The organism is Streptomyces sp. NPDC031365, assembly GCF_055569765.1.
In genome coordinates this window covers 1-16,518 of sequence record NZ_JBVIIM010000032.1, presented here as the reverse complement: position 1 = coordinate 16,518, position 16,518 = coordinate 1, and the positions used below count along the sequence as shown (strand labels likewise).

Genomic DNA, 16,518 nt, shown 5'->3' with positions numbered 1-16,518 from the left:
CCCCGGAGCACACCCCATGTCGGATTCCACGCCGGGCGCCCTGCCCCCACTGCCCGTCACCTTCCGCCCAGCCCGCACCCGAGGGGTGCTGCTCACGGCGGGCACCGCGCTGTTCCTGGTCATCACCCTCATCGCACTGCTGCTGGAGCTCAGCCCGGGGGAGCGGATCAGCTTCGTCTTCACCGCGGCGCTGCTGGCCGGTGTGCTCTTCCTGCTGGCCCGGCCGAAAGTCGTCGCCGACGAGGCGGGCGTCACCGTCGTCAACATCATGAACCGGCGCCGGCTGGAGTGGGCGGAGATCCTTCAGGTGAACCTCCGCCCGGGTGATCCCTGGGTCTTCCTCGACCTCAGCGACGGCACCAGCCTGCCCGTGCTCGGCATCCAGCCGGGCATCGCCAGGGCGCGCGCCGTCGCCGACGCACGCACCCTGCGGGCGCTCGCCGAGGACCGCTCCACGGCCGGTCCCGGGACGGCGCAGGGCTGACCATCCGGGCCGCCCCGGCGAGCCGCCCCTCGGAGGCCGCTGGAGGGCCGGTTCCGGGAAGCGCCGGGGACGTCCACCTGCCGCAGTCGCCCATGTCTTGATTAATCTGGTGGGCGAAGGCGCGACGACAGCGCCTTCGCCCCTGCCGCCCCGCCCGGTGGCCCAGGGGCTCCAGCTACCCGAGGAGTGACCCTCTCCGGCGATGGACGGATCGTCCTGCAGTACCTGCGCCGCCCCCTGCCGACATGGCGCGGACCCGTATCCCCGGGCAAGCGCGCATGTGGAGGCGGCGGCATCATGACCACCCCCCTGCTGCTGCTCGCAGCCGCGTTCCTGCTGATCCTGGCCAACGGATTCTTCGTGGCCGCAGAGTTCGGCCTCGTCACCGTCGAGCGAGCGGACGCCGAAGAGGCCGCCGCGGGCGGCGACCGTCGCGCCCGCCGGGTCGTCGCGTCGCTGAGGGAACTGTCCTTTCAGCTCTCCGGCACCCAGCTCGGCATCACCATCACCTCCCTCGTCGTCGGCATGCTGGCCCAGCCCGCGCTAGCCGGAGTGCTGCACGGCCCCTTCGCCGGCATCGGCATACCGGAGGGCGCGGTCCCCGGCGTCGTGGTCGTCGTCGGAATGCTGCTGGCCTCGGCCGTGCAGATGGTGATCGGCGAACTCGTCCCCAAGAACTGGGCGGTCTCCCGCCCTCTGCAGGTCGCCCGATTCGTCGCCGGCCCGCAGCATACGTTCGCCCTCCTGTTCCGCCCCGTCATCGCCGGGCTGAACGCCGTGGCCAACCGCCTGGTGCGGGCACTGGGCATCGAGCCCGCCGAGGAGCTGGCCTCCGCCCGCACCCCCGGCGAACTCGTCTCCCTGGCCCGGCACTCCGCGCGGGCCGGGACCCTGGAGCAGGACACGGCGGACCTCTTCGTCCGCACCCTGTCCCTGGGCGAGCTGACCGCGCAGCATGTCATGACCCCCCGTGTGAAGGTCAGCGCACTGCACGCGTCGGCGACCGCCGAGGACGTGGTCAATCTGACCCGGGCCACCGGTCTGTCCCGCTTCCCCGTGTACCGGGAACGGATCGACGAGATCGTCGGCATGGTCCATCTCAAGGACGCCCTCGCGGTGTCCGTGCGGGACCGTCTGCGCACCCCCGTCGGCCGCATCGCGCGCCCGGCCCTGCTGGTCCCCGAAACCCTGCCCGTACGGCCGCTGCTCACACGGCTGCGCAGCGAGCAGCCCATCGCGGTCGTCGTCGACGAGTACGGGGGCACGGCCGGCGTGGTCACGCTGGAGGACATCGTCGAGGAGATCGTCGGTGAGGTGCGCGACGAGCACGACGGACAGGACGTCCCCGAACTCGCCGCCGCGCCGCCGGAGGACGGCAACCCCGCCTGGGACGTCGACGGCGGAGTCCGCGTCGACATCCTGCGGCGCATTGGCATGGAAGTGCCCGAGGGCCCCTACGAAACGGTGGCCGGCCTGGTCGCCGATCTGCTCGGCCGTATCCCGGCCGTCGGCGACCGTACGGAACTGCCCGGCTGGCGGCTCTCGGTCCGCCGGGTGGGCCACTACCGTGCCGAACGCGTCCGCCTGGTCAGGACCGCCCCGCTGCCTCTCGTGGAGGTGGCCGGATGAGTGTCCTGCAACTTCTCTTCGCGGCGCTGCTCGTGCTGGCCAACGGCTTCTTCGTCGGCGCGGAGTTCGCGCTGGTCTCGGTCCGCCGCAGCCAGATCGAACCGCTCGGCACCGCCCGCGCCCGCCAGGTGCTCTACGGCCTGGAACACCTGCCGCAGATGATGGCGGCCGCCCAGTTCGGCATCACCGTGTGTTCGCTCACCCTGGGCGCGGTCGCCGAACCGACGGTCGCCCGGCTGCTGGAACCGGTCTTCGAGTGGATCCGTCTGCCGCACGGCGTGATCCACCCGCTCGGCTATGTCATCGCCCTCGCCGTCGTGGTCTTCTTCCACCTCGTCATCGGCGAGATGGTCCCGAAGAACCTGGCGATGGCGGCCCCCGGGAAGGCCGCGCTGTGGCTGAGCCCCGGACTGGTCTGGTTCGCCAGGCTGTGCAAGCCGGTCACCGTCGCGCTCGGCGCCTGTGCCCAGGCCGTCCTGCGGCTCTTCCGCGTCGAGCCGAAGGACGAGGTCGAAGCCGTCTTCACCAGCGAACAGCTCAACCGGCTGGTGGAGGACTCCGGCCAGGCGGGTCTGCTCGACCCCGAGGAGGCCGAACGTCTGGAGGACGCCCTGGGGCTGGGCTCCCGTCCGGTGACGGACGTGCTGCTGGCGGGCGAGTCGCTGGTGACGGTCACCCCCGCGGTCACCCCGGCGCAGATCGTGGAGCTCACCGCCCGCACCGGGTACTCCCGCTTCCCCGTGGCCGCGGACAGCGGCGCCTTCATGGGCTACCTCCACGTCAAGGACGTGCTGGACCTGGAGGACTCCGACCGCGCCGTCCCGCAGCAGCTCTGGCGCCCCATGACGACCCTGCGCCCCGAACTGCCCCTGGACGACGCCCTCACGGTGATGCGCCGCGCCGCCACCCACCTCGCCCAGGTCTCCGATCCCACCGGCAAGGTCCTGGGCCTGGTGGCCCTGGAGGACGTCCTGGAACTCCTGGTGGGCGAGGTACGGGACCCGGCCCACCGGGAAGTGACCCTGACGCCCCAGCGGGCGAACGGAACCCCGGAGGAGGTCCCCGCGTAACGGTCGGCAGCCGCGCCGCCTCAGCCGTTGGCACCGGTGCCTTCCCCGCCGCGGGCAGTCGTGCCGGTGGGGCGGCACGGGTGGGCGCGGCGGCACCCCTTCAGCGGGGCGAGTGAGCATCCCGTGCGCCGCCCTCCACGCCGGAGCCCTACAGCGCGGAGGAAGGCCCCGACGGCCCCCGCCCCGACAGCACCTCCCCATACGCCTGCATGAGATCCGGCAACCGCAACGTCGCCAGATCCTCCCGGGTCAACGCCCCCGGATACACCGACAACCGCAAATCCCGGTACGCACAGCTCTTCTCGTACAGCGTCCGCAGGAACCGCCCGTTCCCCAGCTCGTCGATCCACCCCTGGTCCACCACGTGCCCGGCGATCGACCTCAGTTCGTCCAGGGCCTCCTCGTCCCACACGTCCCCGTTCTCACCGGCCAGCACCTCACCGATCGAGGTGAGTTCCAGCGGCCGGTACGAGGGAAAGTCCACCCGCGTGGTGAACCGTGACGACAGCCCGGGGTTCGCGGTGAGCAGCCGATCCATACCCTCCGGATAACCGGCGAGAATCACCACCAGGTGATCGCGATTGTCCTCGGCCCGCTTCAGCAGCACCTGAAGCGCCTCGTCCCCGTACGCATCACCCTTGCCGTACCCCGAGTTGGACAGCGAGTACGCCTCGTCGACGAACAGCACCCCGCCGAGCGCGGAGTCGATCAGTTCGTTGGCCTTCACCGCGGTCTGCCCGAGATACTCCCCCACCAGATCCGCCCGCTGGGCCTCCACCAGATGGTCACCGCCGAGCAGCCCGAGGGCGTAGAAGACACGGCCCAGAATGCGGGCCACCGTGGTCTTGCCGGTCCCGGACGGCCCGGAGAAGACGAAGTGCCGTTTCGGCGGCTGCACCGGCAATCCCTGCCCGGACCGCAACCGTGCCATGTTCAGCTGCGCCGACAACGCCTTGACCTGGCGCTTCACCGGCTCCAGCCCCACCATGCGCTCAAGTTCGGCGAGCGCCTCCTCCAGTAACGCCGGATCGGTGGGCCCTGACGGCAGCGGCGAGGTGGAGCCGCCCGCCCGCTCGCGCACCCCCGGGCCGGTGACCGCCGGCCGCGGGGCAGCCGGCGGATCGGGCTCGGACAGCCGGAGGTCGCGCCCCTCGATGCCGAAGAGCGGGTCGAGCGTATCGGGGCCGTCGATCATGTCCCCGGCGCCGGTCAGGGTGATCGCGGCGAGATCGGCGCCATCGTCGTAGCCGTCGCCCTCGGCGATCGCGGTGAGCCGGGCCGAGGTGTCCATGAAGGCCGGATCGACCCGGTGCACCGCCCGGTACAGCGGGAGGGCGGCGGCGCTGCGGCCGGTCCCCTCGTGGGCGCGCGCCAGCCAGTAGCGCAGCTCCTTGCGCTGCGGCTGTTCGCTGCGGCACCGCATCAGGGCCGCCGACAGCAGCGGCTCGGCCTGCCCGTACATCTCCAGACGCACCCGGGCCATGCCCCCGAACAGCCCCGCCTCGATGCCCAGCATCGGATCCTCGACCAGGGAGTCCGTGTGCCGGACCAACTGTTCCCAGTCCTTGATCAGATAGGCGCGGCAGGCGTGCAGGAAGCGGACGTGTGGATCGGTGTCCACCGGAGGCAGCCCGGCCAGTGCCCGGTCCAGCTCGGGGACGTGGCGGCCGTCCAGCCAGTGGGAGGCGTGCGCCAGCAGCAGATCGCGAGGGCTCTCCAGCACCGGTTGCACCCACCAGCCAAGCCAGTACCAGGAGTTGAGGGTGCGCCGGTGTCGGGTGCGCTGTTCGCCGAAGCGCTCCCGGTGGCGGAACATCCGCAGCAGCGCGGTCGTCGTGTCGACGCGCAGCGCGTGCAGCCCGAGCCAGCCGTCGGCCATCCCGGGGTCGGTCCGCACCGCGGCCCGGAACTCCTCCTCCGCCTGCGGATAGGCGCCCATCGTGTACGCGTCCACGCCTCGCAGCCAGGCGAGGTCGGCCGGGGCTTGCGGGCCCTGCGTGCCGAAGTCCATCACGTCCCCCACAAACCGTGCCCCCGTCGGTGTGCCGGCCGGCCCTCGGCCGTCGGCGCCCTGTGGTCGAACCGCTTTACCGCGGACCGGAGTTGCAAGGTGCGCGAAGGAGCGTCCGTGTCGCACCGAGGGCATCGTACCTGCGGCGGCGTCACGTCCGTAGGGTGCCGTGCGGGTGGAGGAGCGGGACGGGAGAGCAGAGCATCGACCGCACCGTGACCCAGGGTTATCGCCATATGCCGCTGAGCGGTTGGAAAGTGTGAAGAGGGCAGAACGAAGCCCCCGATCACGGGGGAACAACCGGGGGCTTCGTGTCCGCGGGCGGCTCCGAAGTGCCGCTCATTGAGAACGTAAGACCTGTACGGGCCCCCGGTCAAGCGGAGTTGGGGTGCTCCGGCAACATGTCCAGAGGTGCCTTTCACAGGTTCACCACATTGCCGACGGCCCGTCACCGTGTGTGAGTGGAGAGATCGATTCACCTGTCCCGGCAGGCCCCGGGAGCACCTCGTACCCCTCCCCGCGCTGCCGCACCAGAAGGTCCGCGAAGGGGCGCGAGGGGTCGCCCGCGAAGTGCGCGTCCTCCGCGCGGACCCAGCCCTCCCAGAACTCCCGCTGCTCCGTACCGTCCCGTGCCCGGCCCCGGGACCAGGACTCCTCCCGGTCCAGGTCCATCCACAGCAGCAGCGCCAGATACGGGCGCAGTGCCCGGCGGCCCGCGCCGACACCCTCCACGAGGATCACGGGGGCCGGCGGCAGCGGTCGGGGCGGCCCGAAGCGGCGGGCGCGCCAGTCGTAGGGGGAGTAGTACGCCGTCTCGCCGCGGTCGAGCGGTTCGATCACCTGGCTCAGCAGTCGTCCGGTCCAGCCGAACGGTTCCTCGTGGCTGGCGATGTCGTCGAGCCGCAGAACCGGGGCGCCGTCCAGCGCCCCGGCCAACCGCCCGGCGAAGGTCGACTTCCCCGAGCCGGCATGGCCGTCGAGACCGATGAACCGGACCGGCCCGCAGGAGGGGCCGAGCCGGCGGATGCGGGAGGCGAGAGCGTGAATGGCTGGTCCCGGGGCTGGGGAGGGCTGACCGGAAGGACTCTAAGGGGTGCCGTTCTGATCGGCCCGACTCCCGTGGGTGATTCCCTGCCGGCCCGTGCGGTCCGGGCGGGATCCGGAGCGCCGCCCGTCGGCCCCGGCCGGGGGGCCCGCAGCGCGTCCCGCCATTGGTCGAGTCCCATGTTGATTGAGCGCGGTACGGCCAGGGTGCTGGCAGGATCCACCCGGCTGCGTTCATAGTTGGCCCACACCCGCTCCATCCGGCGGACGTACGCCGTCCCGCCGGCCGTGCACTGGCCCTGTCCCGACTCCGACACCTGGGGGTCCTCCGCCCATGAAGAGAGCCGAACTGCCGTCTCGCAGAACCCTTCTGGCAGCGGCAGTCGTCGCCACCGTCGCCGGGAGCGCTGCCCCGGCGTCCGCCGGCACCACGACCGCCGGTGCCACCGGCACCGCGCACACCGGGCGGGCCGCCGCCCGCACCGTCGACAACCGGGCCTGGACCTCGTACACCGACTGGCGCGGTGGCACCGCCGACGGGACCCGCGCCGTCGCCGGCGCCCGTCCCGGCCTGGTGATCGCGAGAGCCGCCGGCACCACGGACTACACCGACCCGCACACGGGCCGTACGTCCGCCTGGGAGTACGCGCGGTGGACCTCGCCCGTCCACCGCCTCAGGGTTCCGGCCACGGAGGTCATCGCCTCCTGGAACGCACACACCCCCGAGGGCACCTGGCTCCAGATCGAGCTGAAGGGCACGTACTCCGACGGCACGGACACCCCCTGGTACGTCATGGGCCGCTGGGCGGCCGGGGACCAGGACATCCGGCGCACCTCGGTGGACGACCAGGGTGACGGCCGGAGCAGCGTCTGGACGGACACGGTCGCTCTCGATGACGCGGCGTCGGGCCTGCGTCTGGTCTCCTACCGGCTGCGCCTCACCCTCCACCGCCGCCCCGGCACGCGCATCACTCCGACCGTGTGGCGGACCGGCGCCATGGGCTCCGACATCCCCGACCGGTTCACCGTGCCCGCCTCCACGCCCCGACTGGCCCGGGAGCTGATCGTCCCGCGTTACTCGCAGGAGATCCACAAGGGCCAGTACCCGGAGTACGACAACGGCGGTGAGGCCTGGTGCAGCCCGACCTCCTCGCAGATGATCATCGAGTACTGGGGCGGCAGGCTCACCGAGGAGCAGCTGTCCTGGGTCGACCCGTCCTACGCCGACCCGCAGATCTGCCACGCGGCCCGGTACACGTACGACCACCAGTACGCCGGCTGCGGCAACTGGCCGTTCAACGCCGCCTACGCGGCGACCTTCAAGGGCTTGCAGGGCGCGGTCACCCGTCTCCGTTCCCTCACCGACCTGGAGACGCTGATCGCGGCGGGCATCCCGGCCATAACGTCCCAGTCCTTTCTTGAGAAGGAGCTGACCGGGGCGGGGTACGGCACCTCCGGGCATCTGATGACCGTCATCGGCTTCACCGCCGACGGCGACGTGATCGCCAACGACCCCGCCTCTGACGACAACGAGGCCGTGCGCCGGGTCTACCAGCGGCGCGAGTGGGAGAACATCTGGCTGCGGACCAAGCGGTACAACGCCTCCGGCAAGGTCGTCTCCGGCACCGGAGGGGTCTGCTACCTGTACTTCCCTGCACATCCGACTCCGCGGCAGCGCACGGCGCTTGCGGCGGTGGGGGTGCGCTGAGCCGGTCCTGCGGCGGGCCCCGGACGACCGGGGCCCGCTGTCGTGTGACCGATGTCTCGGCCGCAAAAGCCGCTCGCGGTGGCAAGGTGGACACCATCCGCAGAGGAGTCCGCGCACCACCGAGACCAGCGAGATGCCATGACCGCGAACGCAGCCACCGTCACCCGCGCCCGCACCGGCGGCCCGCAGGAGGACGGGCCGAAGATCCTCGAGCACGTCATGGGATGGACGCTTGTCGTGGTCCTCGCGATGCTCGTGACCCAGCTGGGAATGCTGTAACCCCCCAGGCCCCGGGCCGCCGGATCCCGCCGGGTGGGCGACCTGCCATACTGCGGCGGGATTGTCCCGCCGCCCGCAGGAGACCTGGGTCGACAGTGAACATCAGCCAGCAGTCCGCCGTGCGCCCCGCAGCGCGCGGCACCCAGCGCTCCTCGGCCCGCCGGGCCGAACTCATCTCCATCGGGCGGAGCCTGTTCGCCGACACGTCGTACGACGCGCTCTCGATGGACGACATCGCACGTCAGGCGCGGGTCGCCAAGGGGCTGATCTACTACTACTTCCGCTCCAAGCGCGGTTACTACCTGGCGATCATCGAGGACTCGGTGGCCGGCCTGGTCACCTACGCGGCGAGCGGCGCGGAACTGCCGCCCGTGGAGCGGGTCCAGCGCACCATCGACAGCTATCTGCGGTACGTCGAGCACAACCAGGCCGCGTACCGCGCGATCGTCAGCGGCGGCGTCGGTTTCGACACCGAGGTGCACGCCATCCGGGACGGGGTGCGGGAGGCGATCGTCACGACCATCGCCGAGGGTGCCTACGGCCGTACCGACATCGCGCCGGTGGCGCGGATGGGGCTGCTGGCCTGGGTGTGCAGCGTGGAGGGTGCCGCGCTGGCCTGGATCGACCGCGGTGAACTGCCCCGCGAGACCATGCGCGAGCTGCTGGTGAAGACGCTCGGCGGAGCCATGCGTGCGATCGAGGAGCTGGACCCCGCTCACCCCGCCCCGGCGCCTGCCCGCTGCGACGCCTGAGCCTGACCGGCCGAACGGCAGGGGTCGGAGGTCCCTGTGGAACCCCCCTGGCCGCACCGCAAGGGCCACCGGATCGGAGGGCTGGCGGACGCGTGGGAGGCGCCGATGGCGCACGTGCCGCCGGTGGCGTCGCCGAAGGCGCAGTCGATGTGGGTGAGCCTGTCCGCGGAGCCGGATGTCTCGATGTTCTTGACGTAGTGCTCGCGGTCGCAGATGCCCCGCTCGGTGAAGTACCCGATGACCGCGGAGCCGGCGGCGGCCTCCTGAGCCGAGGTCGCGGCGGTGGCGGTCGATGTGCCCGGGCCGACAGGAGAGCGGGGTGGGAGTTGGCGGGAGAGCGAATCGACGGGCATGGACGTGGCGATTCGTGGGTGGACCAAGACTCTAGGAGGACTAGACCAGTCGGTCAATGGTGCGGACCAATTCTGATCGGGGGGTGTGGTGAAGGTATCCTGAAGTAAGCGGTCGTTAACAAGTGACGTGCTTCTGTCGATCGGGCATACTCACAGCGCACAGCCGCTGGTCAGCAGCTTCCGAGACCCGGGAGCGCGAGCATCGGCCAGGCACCGAAACGACCCCGGCGGAGCTGCCCCCACCCAAGGCGCACGCCGATGTGCCCGAACAGGGAGGAGAGCGTCGCCATGCCCGACCGCGCCCCGCAGCCGGTGGACCGGCAACTGCCCACGGACGAGGCCCGGGACCTCATCTCGCTCGTCCGCGACATCGCTCAGCGCGAGGTCGCCCCGACGGCGGCCGAGGAGGAGGACGCGGGCCGCTTCCCGCGCGAGCTGTTCAGCCTCCTCTCCGAGTCCGGTCTGCTCGGCCTGCCCTACGACTCCGAGTACGGCGGCGGCGACCAGCCGTACGAGGTCTACCTCCAGGTCCTCGAGGAACTCGCCATGGCCCGCCTCACCGTCGGCCTCGGCGTCAGCGTGCACACCCTGGCCTGCTACGCGCTCGCCGCCTTCGGCGCCAAGGAGCAGCAGGCGGAGCATCTGCCCGCGATGCTCGGCGGCGGTCTGCTCGGCGCCTACTGCCTCTCCGAGCCCGCGTCGGGCTCGGACGCGGCCTCGCTGCGCACCAGAGCGGTGCGCGACGGCGACCACTGGGTGATCACCGGCACCAAGGCATGGATCACCCACGGTGGAGTCGCCGACTTCTACACGGTCATGGCCCGCACCGGCGAGGCGGGGCCGCGCGGCATCACCGCGTTCCTGGTACCCGGCGACGCCGAAGGGCTGAGCGCCGCCGTGCCGGAGAAGAAGATGGGGATGAAGGGCTCACCCACCGCCCAGGTCCACTTCGACGGTGTCCGGGTCTCCGACGCGCGACGCATCGGCGAGGAGGGGCAGGGCTTCGCGATCGCCCTGTCGGCACTGGACGGCGGCCGGCTCGGCATCGCCGCCTGCGCCATCGGCCTGGCCCAGGCGGCGCTCGACGAGGCGCTCGTCTACGCGACCGAACGCCGGCAGTTCGGCAAGCCCATCGCCGACTTCCAGGGGCTGCGCTTCATGCTCGCCGACATGGCCACGCAGATCGAGGCGGGGCGCGCGCTGTACCTGGCGGCCGCCCGGCTGCGCGACGCGGGGCGGCCGTTCGCCAGGCAGGCGGCCATGGCCAAACTGCACTGCACCGACACCGCGATGCGCGTCACCACCGACGCCGTGCAGATCCTCGGCGGCTACGGCTACACCGCGGACTTCCCCGCCGAGCGCTATATGCGCGAGGCCAAGGTCCTGCAGATCGTCGAGGGCACCAACCAGATCCAGCGCATGGTCATCGCCCGCCACCTCGCGGGCCCGGAAACCCGCTGAACCGGGCGAGCCGTCCCAAGGTGCGGCGATCCGGGTCCACTCCGGGTCGAGCCGCCCGGGCACCGTACGGCCCCGGTCGGCCCACTGGCGCATGAGATCGCGGTAGATCGGCGGGTCCGGGAGCCGGGGCGGCGGGGCGGGTACGGCCGCCTCCACGGGGGGTGGAACGAAGACACGGTGTTGACGCCCGGTCGTCGCATACGTGGGGGTCGTCATGCCTGGGCAACGAGGAAGCCGCCGGACGGGTCACCGACGGCCGCAATAGGGCGTGCGTTCGCGACCGTCCCGTACGGCGGAAGAGGGTGGCGGACCTCGCCACCCTCTTACCGGCGGGCTCAGGCGGCGTGGCGCCGCATCGACGGGACCTGGATCGGGCGCGAGCCCGGGCCGCCGACGTGCGAGAAGGGCTGGGTGCGCCAGTCGAGTCCCTGAGGGAGCGTCAACAGCAGCGCGGTGTCCTGCTCCTGCGGCGTGACGGACTCGTCCGCCGGCCGGGCCTCGCAGGCCCGGCGGCCGGTGCCGGCGCAGACCGTGAGCCCGAACGGGTTCCACGGTGAGGCGCACAGCGCGTGCTCCGGCAGGACGTCCTCGTCCGCAAGCAGGGCGATGGGCTGCGCACAGTCCGGGCAGATCACCCGGTACATCTCGAAGGTGTCGTACGCGTCGGGTTCGTCGTCCAGGGTGTCCGGTTCGACGTACTCCGGCTCGGGCGCGACGACCGGCTGCCGCTTGGACGTGCTACGACCAAGGCGCTTAAGACTCTGCATTGGGTTCTCCCCCTCGGGCTGGGCCGTGAAGGCGCTGCGGCCTCGACCACAGCAAGCACTTCCCGTCGCCCGTCGGGCGTAATCACGAGAACATCACGGAGACGGCCTGAAGGCTGTGGTGTTCGTCACATGCCGCTCGCAGGTGCCCCGCGCGGCGACGTCGCGGCCCCCGCTCAGGTATCCGGGGCGATCAAGTGCACTGTAGGTTCTTGCGCCATGGAGGAGCTGGACCGACAGATCGTGCAGCTGCTCGTCAAGGACGGGCGGATGAGCTACACAGACCTGGGCAAGGCCACGGGCCTGTCCACGTCGGCCGTGCACCAGCGGGTGCGCAGGCTGGAACAGCGTGGCGTCATCCGCGGCTATGCCGCGGTCGTCGACCCGGGGGCCGTCGGCCTGCCCATCACCGCGTTCATCTCGGTCAAACCGTTCGACCCCAGCGCCCCCGACGACATCGCGGACCGCCTCGCCGGCGTCCCCGAGATCGAGGCCTGCCACAGTGTCGCGGGCGACGAGAACTACATCCTCAAGGTGCGTGTGTCCACACCGCACGAACTGGAGGAACTCCTCGCCCGCGTACGCTCCCTGGCCGGCGTCTCGACCCGTACGACGGTCGTCCTTTCCACGCCGTACGAGGCACGACCGCCGCGGATCTGACCCGGTCGCCGTGGCGACCCGTCCGGCCGTTCCGACCGCCGAACCCGGCTGGTGTGCGCCGGTGCGGGTCCGCGGGCGCGGGTGTGGCGGAGGGCGTTCTCGGGTGAGCGCTGCTCTCGTGAGCGGACGAGTGGGTGGTGCTCTACAAGGTGAGCAGCGCTCACGGAGGCGGCCGGTGCTCTTGCAGGTGAGCGGTCTCTCGTCTGTGACCGGCGTTCTGGCTCGAGGCGGCCGCTCTTGCGGGTGCGCGGTGCTCTCGCGGGAAGCCGATGCCCCGAGCCGGGACAGGGCTCCGCGTGTGTGCGGTGCTCTGGCCCGTGGTCAGTGCTGCGGGCGGGAGTTCGGGCGCCGTGAGCCGGACCTGCGTGCGGGCGGGCTCGTCCGACGCGCGAGACTGTGGGCATGAGTGAACGCACCGTCCCGTCGCCCACCGTCCTGCTTCGCCGGGGAGAGGTCCACAGTCCCGCCGACCCCTTCGCGACCGCGATGGTCGTCGAGCGTGGCCGGGTCGCCTGGGTCGGCTCCGAGGGCGCGGCAGACGCCTTCGCGGACGGGGCCGACGAGGTGATCGACCTGGACGGGGCACTGGTGACTCCGGCGTTCACGGACGCGCACGTGCACACCACGGCCACCGGTCTCGCCCTCACCGGTCTCGACCTGTCCACCGCTCCCTCGCTCGAGGCCGCGCTGGTCCGCGTACGGGAGTTCGCCTCCGCCCGCCCCGACGACCGGGTCCTGCTCGGGCACGGCTGGGACGCCGCCCGCTGGCCCGGCGGCCGGCCTCCGGCCCGCACGGAACTCGACGAGGCCACCGGCGGCCGTCCCCTCTACCTCAGCCGGATCGACGTCCACTCCGCGGTCGTCACCACCGCGCTGCTCGACCTCGTCCCGGGCGGCGTCGCCCGGGAGGACCGTCCGCTCACCGGGGACGCCCACCACGCGGTGCGCGCCGCCGCCCTGGCCGCCGTCACGCCGGCCCAGCGCGCCGAGGCCCAGCGCGCGGCCCTCGCGCACGCCGTCTCCCTCGGCATCGGCACGGTGCACGAGTGCGGCGGCCCGGGGATCTCCTCCGAGGACGACTTCACCGGCCTGCTGCGGATCGCCGCCGAGAAGAGCGGCCCGCGCGTGGTCGGCTACTGGGCCGAACAGGACGTCACCAAGGCCCGGGAGTTGGGCGCGGTGGGCGCCGCGGGAGACCTGTTCGCCGACGGCGCCCTCGGGTCGCACACCGCCTGCCTGCGGGAGCCGTACGACGACGCCGGCCACACCGGCAGCGCTCACCTGAACACCGCCGCCGTCGCCGCCCACGTCGTCGCCTGCACCGAGGCGGGTCTGCAGGCGGGCTTCCACGCCATCGGCGACGCTGCCGTGAGCACCGTCGTCGACGGTGTGCGTGCCGCCGCCGAAAAGGTGGGCCTCGCCCGTCTCCGCGCCGCCCGGCACCGCGTCGAGCACGCAGAGATGCTCACCCCCGAGACCATCGCCGCCTTTGCCGAACTGGGCCTGACCGCCTCCGTGCAACCCGCCTTCGACGCCCTGTGGGGTGGCGAGGAAGGCATGTACGCCCGTCGCCTGGGCGCCGACCGGGCCCGCTCCCTGAATCCGTTCGCGGCCCTGCTGCGTGCCGGCGTGCCGCTCGCCTTCGGCTCCGACAGTCCGGTCACCCCCCTCGACCCCTGGGGCACGGTCCGTGCCGCGGCCTTCCACCGTACTGCCGAGCACCGTGTCTCCGTCCGCGCGGCCTTCACCGCGCACACGCGCGGCGGCTGGCGGGCCGTCGGACGCGACGACGCGGGCGTCCTGGTGCCCGGCGCACCCGCCGACTACGCCGTCTGGCACACCGGCGAACTCGTTGTCCAGGCGCCCGACGACCGGGTGGCGCGCTGGTCCACCGACCCCCGCTCCGGCACCCCCGGCCTGCCCGACCTCACTCCGGGCCGTGACCTGCCCGTCTGCCGGCGCACCGTGGTCGGAGGGCGCACGGTCTTCGTACGGCCGGGCGAGTGATCTACGGCGGGGGCGTGGTGACGATCATGTGTCGCGCCCCTGTCTCGCGACCTGCGCATCCTCGCCGCTGACCAGGCATGTGAACCACATGACGCAGGTCAAACGACTGTTGACAGGCGGCGGCAGGGGGCCGGTAGGTTCGGCCGGGTCCACCACCGGACGCCCGCCCGGACGCCTTCCCGCCACTCGTGTCAGCGCCGCTGGGTCAGGGACGGTGTGCCGCACCGGGGCACCGCCACTGGGAGCCAGGCTCAGCACCGGCGCAGTACCGAGGGAAGGTCCAGCCGGTCGGGGAGGTGTGACCCCGGGTGGGGCCCGGGCGCTCAGTAGACAACGGCTTCAGGTCGATCCGCAGCCGGCGGATCCCAGGCCGGCCCGAAGGGCGCCGGGCCCCCATCCGCCGTCGCACCCCCGTCCCCGGCGCGGCCGAAATGCGTAGCGCTACCCGATCTCCGGTAGACGACACCACCGTACGAACGTCCTGTCGCCTCGGCGCAGGCCCCGACGACTATGGTGGGACCCTGCGCACAGACATGAAGGGGCAGCAGTGAAAGACGGCGACGGGACCCCCGCGGCGGGATCCCAGGGGCGGAACTACGGCCCGCTCGGCACAGCCTTGGTGATCATTCCGACCTACAACGAGGCGGAGAACATCAAGGCGATCGTCGGCCGGGTGCGCGAGGCCGTTCCCGAGGCACACGTGCTCGTGGCCGACGACAACAGCCCTGACGGCACCGGCAACCTCGCCGATGAACTGGCCGCTCAGGACGACCATGTCCAGGTGCTGCACCGCAAGGGCAAGGAGGGCCTGGGCGCGGCCTATCTCGCGGGCTTCCGCTGGGGCATGGAGCACGGCTACGGCGTACTGATCGAGATGGACGCCGACGGCTCCCATCAGCCCGAGGAACTGCCCCGGCTGCTGACCGCCCTCAAGGGCGCCGACCTGGTGCTCGGTTCGCGCTGGGTGCCGGGCGGCCGCGTGGTGAACTGGCCGAAGTCCCGTGAGTTCATCTCGCGCGGCGGCAGCCTCTACTCACGGATGGCGCTCGACCTGCCGTTGCGTGACATCACCGGCGGGTTCCGCGCCTTCCGCACCGAGACCCTGAAGGGCATGGGCCTCGAAGAAGTGGCCTCCCAGGGGTACTGCTTCCAGGTCGACCTGGCCCGCCGCGCGGTCAAAGCCGGCTACCACGTCGTCGAGGTGCCCATCACCTTCGTCGAGCGCGAACTCGGTGACTCCAAGATGAGCCGCGACATCCTCGTCGAGGCGCTGTGGCGGGTCACCGCGTGGGGCGTGGGGGAGCGGGTGGGCAAGGTCCTGGGGCGCGGCGGCGGCAAGCAGTCCGAGCCGGGCGTCAGGCAGTCCGAGCCATGGGCCGGGCACGCCGAGCCGGTGGCTGGTCACGGCGAGCCGGTGGCCAGGCAGGCCGAGGCGGTGGTCAGCCGGCCCGCACCGGAGACCAAGGAGGCCGGGTCGGATGTCAAGCAGCCCGAGTCATAGGCGTACGACCCGCTGACCGCGCCGTTGCCCCGCTTATCCCGCACTGAGCCCCGCCCAGGCACACTGGGAGTATGACGACTGGCGCTCAGACCCCTCACCCCGTACGGCCCCGGCGTTCCCGGTCGCGCGGCTTGCTCCCGCTGGCCGTCGCCGCGTGGCTCGTTCTGGAGATCTGGTTGCTCACCATGGTCGCCGGGGCGTCGAACGGCCTGGTGGTCTTCCTGGTCCTGGTGGCCGGCCTCGTCCTCGGCTCGGTCGTCATCAAGCGGGCCGGCCGGCGGGCGTTCAAGAACCTCACCGAGACGCTGCAACAGCAGCAGACCGGCGGAGCGGCGGCGCCCGGGCCCCGGCCGAACAGCGAGGGCAACGGCCTGATGATGCTGGGCGGCCTGCTGCTGATCATCCCCGGTCTCGTCTCGGACGTGCTCGGGCTGCTCCTGTTGGTGCCGCCGGTCCAGAAGGCCGTGAGCCGTCATGCCGAGCGCACCTTCGAGCGCAAGCTTCGTGAGGCGAGGGACGGCTCCCTGGGGGGTGCCTTCCAGCAGGTCCGTATCCACCGGCCCGACGGCAGGGTGGTCCAGGGCGAGGTGGTCCGGGAGGAGCCAGGGAGCGCTCCGGGGGACACCCCGCAGGGGCCGCCCCCGCCACTGACGCGCTGACGCCGGCCCGGGAACCGGGCCGGGAGGGAACGCGGACAGGACCGGGGGGGGGGGGGGGGGGGGGGGGGGGGGGGGGGGGGGGGGGGGGGGGGGGGGGGGGGGGGGGGGGGGGGGGGGGGGGGGGGGGGGGGGGGGG

General features: G+C 72.1%; 14 protein-coding genes and 1 pseudogene. 11 read left to right on the top strand and 4 right to left on the bottom strand.

Annotated features, from left to right (window positions below; translation table 11 throughout):
• The first annotated feature begins 16 nt into the window (after positions 1 to 16).
• From ACZ5C2_RS32415 to ACZ5C2_RS32405, 3 genes are all read left to right on the top strand, one after another.
• Positions 17 to 484 (top strand): PH domain-containing protein, encoded by a 468-nt coding sequence (locus tag ACZ5C2_RS32415; RefSeq protein WP_468799360.1) that lies wholly within the window; start codon positions 17 to 19, stop codon positions 482 to 484.
• A 297-nt stretch (positions 485 to 781) separates the two neighbouring features.
• Positions 782 to 2,113, top strand: coding sequence for a hemolysin family protein (locus ACZ5C2_RS32410; RefSeq protein WP_468799358.1), 1,332 nt, complete (start codon positions 782 to 784; stop codon positions 2,111 to 2,113).
• Positions 2,110 to 3,183: a hemolysin family protein gene (locus ACZ5C2_RS32405; RefSeq protein WP_468799356.1), complete on the top strand. Its 1,074-nt coding sequence runs from the start codon at positions 2,110 to 2,112 to the stop codon at positions 3,181 to 3,183. Before ACZ5C2_RS32410 ends, ACZ5C2_RS32405 begins: the two co-directional genes overlap by 4 nt.
• Positions 3,184 to 3,331: 148 nt before the next feature.
• On the opposite strand, the gene ACZ5C2_RS32400 is transcribed toward ACZ5C2_RS32405, so the two are convergent.
• Positions 3,332 to 5,194, bottom strand: a complete 1,863-nt coding sequence (locus ACZ5C2_RS32400; RefSeq protein WP_468799354.1) for an AAA family ATPase — start codon at positions 5,192 to 5,194, stop codon at positions 3,332 to 3,334.
• 426 nt (positions 5,195 to 5,620) lie between these two features.
• Positions 5,621 to 6,241 carry a uridine kinase family protein gene (locus ACZ5C2_RS32395; protein WP_468799476.1) on the bottom strand — a complete coding sequence of 207 codons (621 nt, stop codon included), beginning with the start codon at positions 6,239 to 6,241 and terminating at the stop codon, positions 5,621 to 5,623.
• Between the two features lie 331 nt (positions 6,242 to 6,572).
• Here ACZ5C2_RS32395 and ACZ5C2_RS32390 point away from each other — a divergent pair, with 331 nt between their 5' ends.
• The 3 genes from ACZ5C2_RS32390 to ACZ5C2_RS32380 all read left to right on the top strand — a co-directional run bounded on the left by ACZ5C2_RS32390 (position 6,573) and on the right by ACZ5C2_RS32380 (position 8,977).
• Positions 6,573 to 7,946, top strand: coding sequence for a peptidase C39 family protein (locus ACZ5C2_RS32390; protein ID WP_468799352.1), 1,374 nt, complete (start codon positions 6,573 to 6,575; stop codon positions 7,944 to 7,946).
• Positions 7,947 to 8,084: 138 nt separating this feature from the next.
• A complete protein-coding gene (locus ACZ5C2_RS32385) occupies positions 8,085 to 8,225 on the top strand; it encodes an SCO1431 family membrane protein (RefSeq protein WP_468799350.1) in 141 nt (46 codons plus the stop codon).
• Positions 8,226 to 8,320: 95 nt separating this feature from the next.
• Positions 8,321 to 8,977 (top strand): TetR/AcrR family transcriptional regulator, encoded by a 657-nt coding sequence (locus tag ACZ5C2_RS32380; RefSeq protein ID WP_468799348.1) that lies wholly within the window; start codon positions 8,321 to 8,323, stop codon positions 8,975 to 8,977.
• Between the two features lie 86 nt (positions 8,978 to 9,063).
• Here the strand turns inward: ACZ5C2_RS32380 and ACZ5C2_RS32375 are convergent.
• A pseudogene (locus ACZ5C2_RS32375) lies at positions 9,064 to 9,282 on the bottom strand (chitinase); the annotation flags it as partial.
• Between the two features lie 336 nt (positions 9,283 to 9,618).
• Between ACZ5C2_RS32375 and ACZ5C2_RS32370 the strand changes: the two are divergent.
• Positions 9,619 to 10,791, top strand: coding sequence for an acyl-CoA dehydrogenase family protein (locus ACZ5C2_RS32370; protein ID WP_468799346.1), 1,173 nt, complete (start codon positions 9,619 to 9,621; stop codon positions 10,789 to 10,791).
• Positions 10,792 to 11,126: 335 nt separating this feature from the next.
• On the opposite strand, the gene ACZ5C2_RS32365 is transcribed toward ACZ5C2_RS32370, so the two are convergent.
• Positions 11,127 to 11,558 carry a hypothetical protein gene (locus tag ACZ5C2_RS32365; RefSeq protein ID WP_468799344.1) on the bottom strand — a complete coding sequence of 144 codons (432 nt, stop codon included), beginning with the start codon at positions 11,556 to 11,558 and terminating at the stop codon, positions 11,127 to 11,129.
• Between the two features lie 216 nt (positions 11,559 to 11,774).
• Here ACZ5C2_RS32365 and ACZ5C2_RS32360 point away from each other — a divergent pair, with 216 nt between their 5' ends.
• From ACZ5C2_RS32360 to fxsA, 4 genes are all read left to right on the top strand, one after another.
• Positions 11,775 to 12,215 (top strand): Lrp/AsnC family transcriptional regulator, encoded by a 441-nt coding sequence (locus ACZ5C2_RS32360; RefSeq protein WP_468799342.1) that lies wholly within the window; start codon positions 11,775 to 11,777, stop codon positions 12,213 to 12,215.
• Positions 12,216 to 12,617: 402 nt separating this feature from the next.
• On the top strand, positions 12,618 to 14,222 hold the full coding sequence (locus tag ACZ5C2_RS32355) for an amidohydrolase (RefSeq protein WP_468799340.1): 1,605 nt from the start codon (positions 12,618 to 12,620) through the stop codon (positions 14,220 to 14,222).
• Positions 14,223 to 14,769: 547 nt separating this feature from the next.
• Entirely contained in the window at positions 14,770 to 15,723 is a 954-nt protein-coding gene (locus ACZ5C2_RS32350) for a polyprenol monophosphomannose synthase (RefSeq protein ID WP_468799338.1), read from the top strand.
• Between the two features lie 71 nt (positions 15,724 to 15,794).
• A complete protein-coding gene (fxsA, locus tag ACZ5C2_RS32345) occupies positions 15,795 to 16,382 on the top strand; it encodes an FxsA family membrane protein (RefSeq protein ID WP_468799336.1) in 588 nt (195 codons plus the stop codon).
• The last annotated feature ends 136 nt before the right edge of the window (positions 16,383 to 16,518 follow it).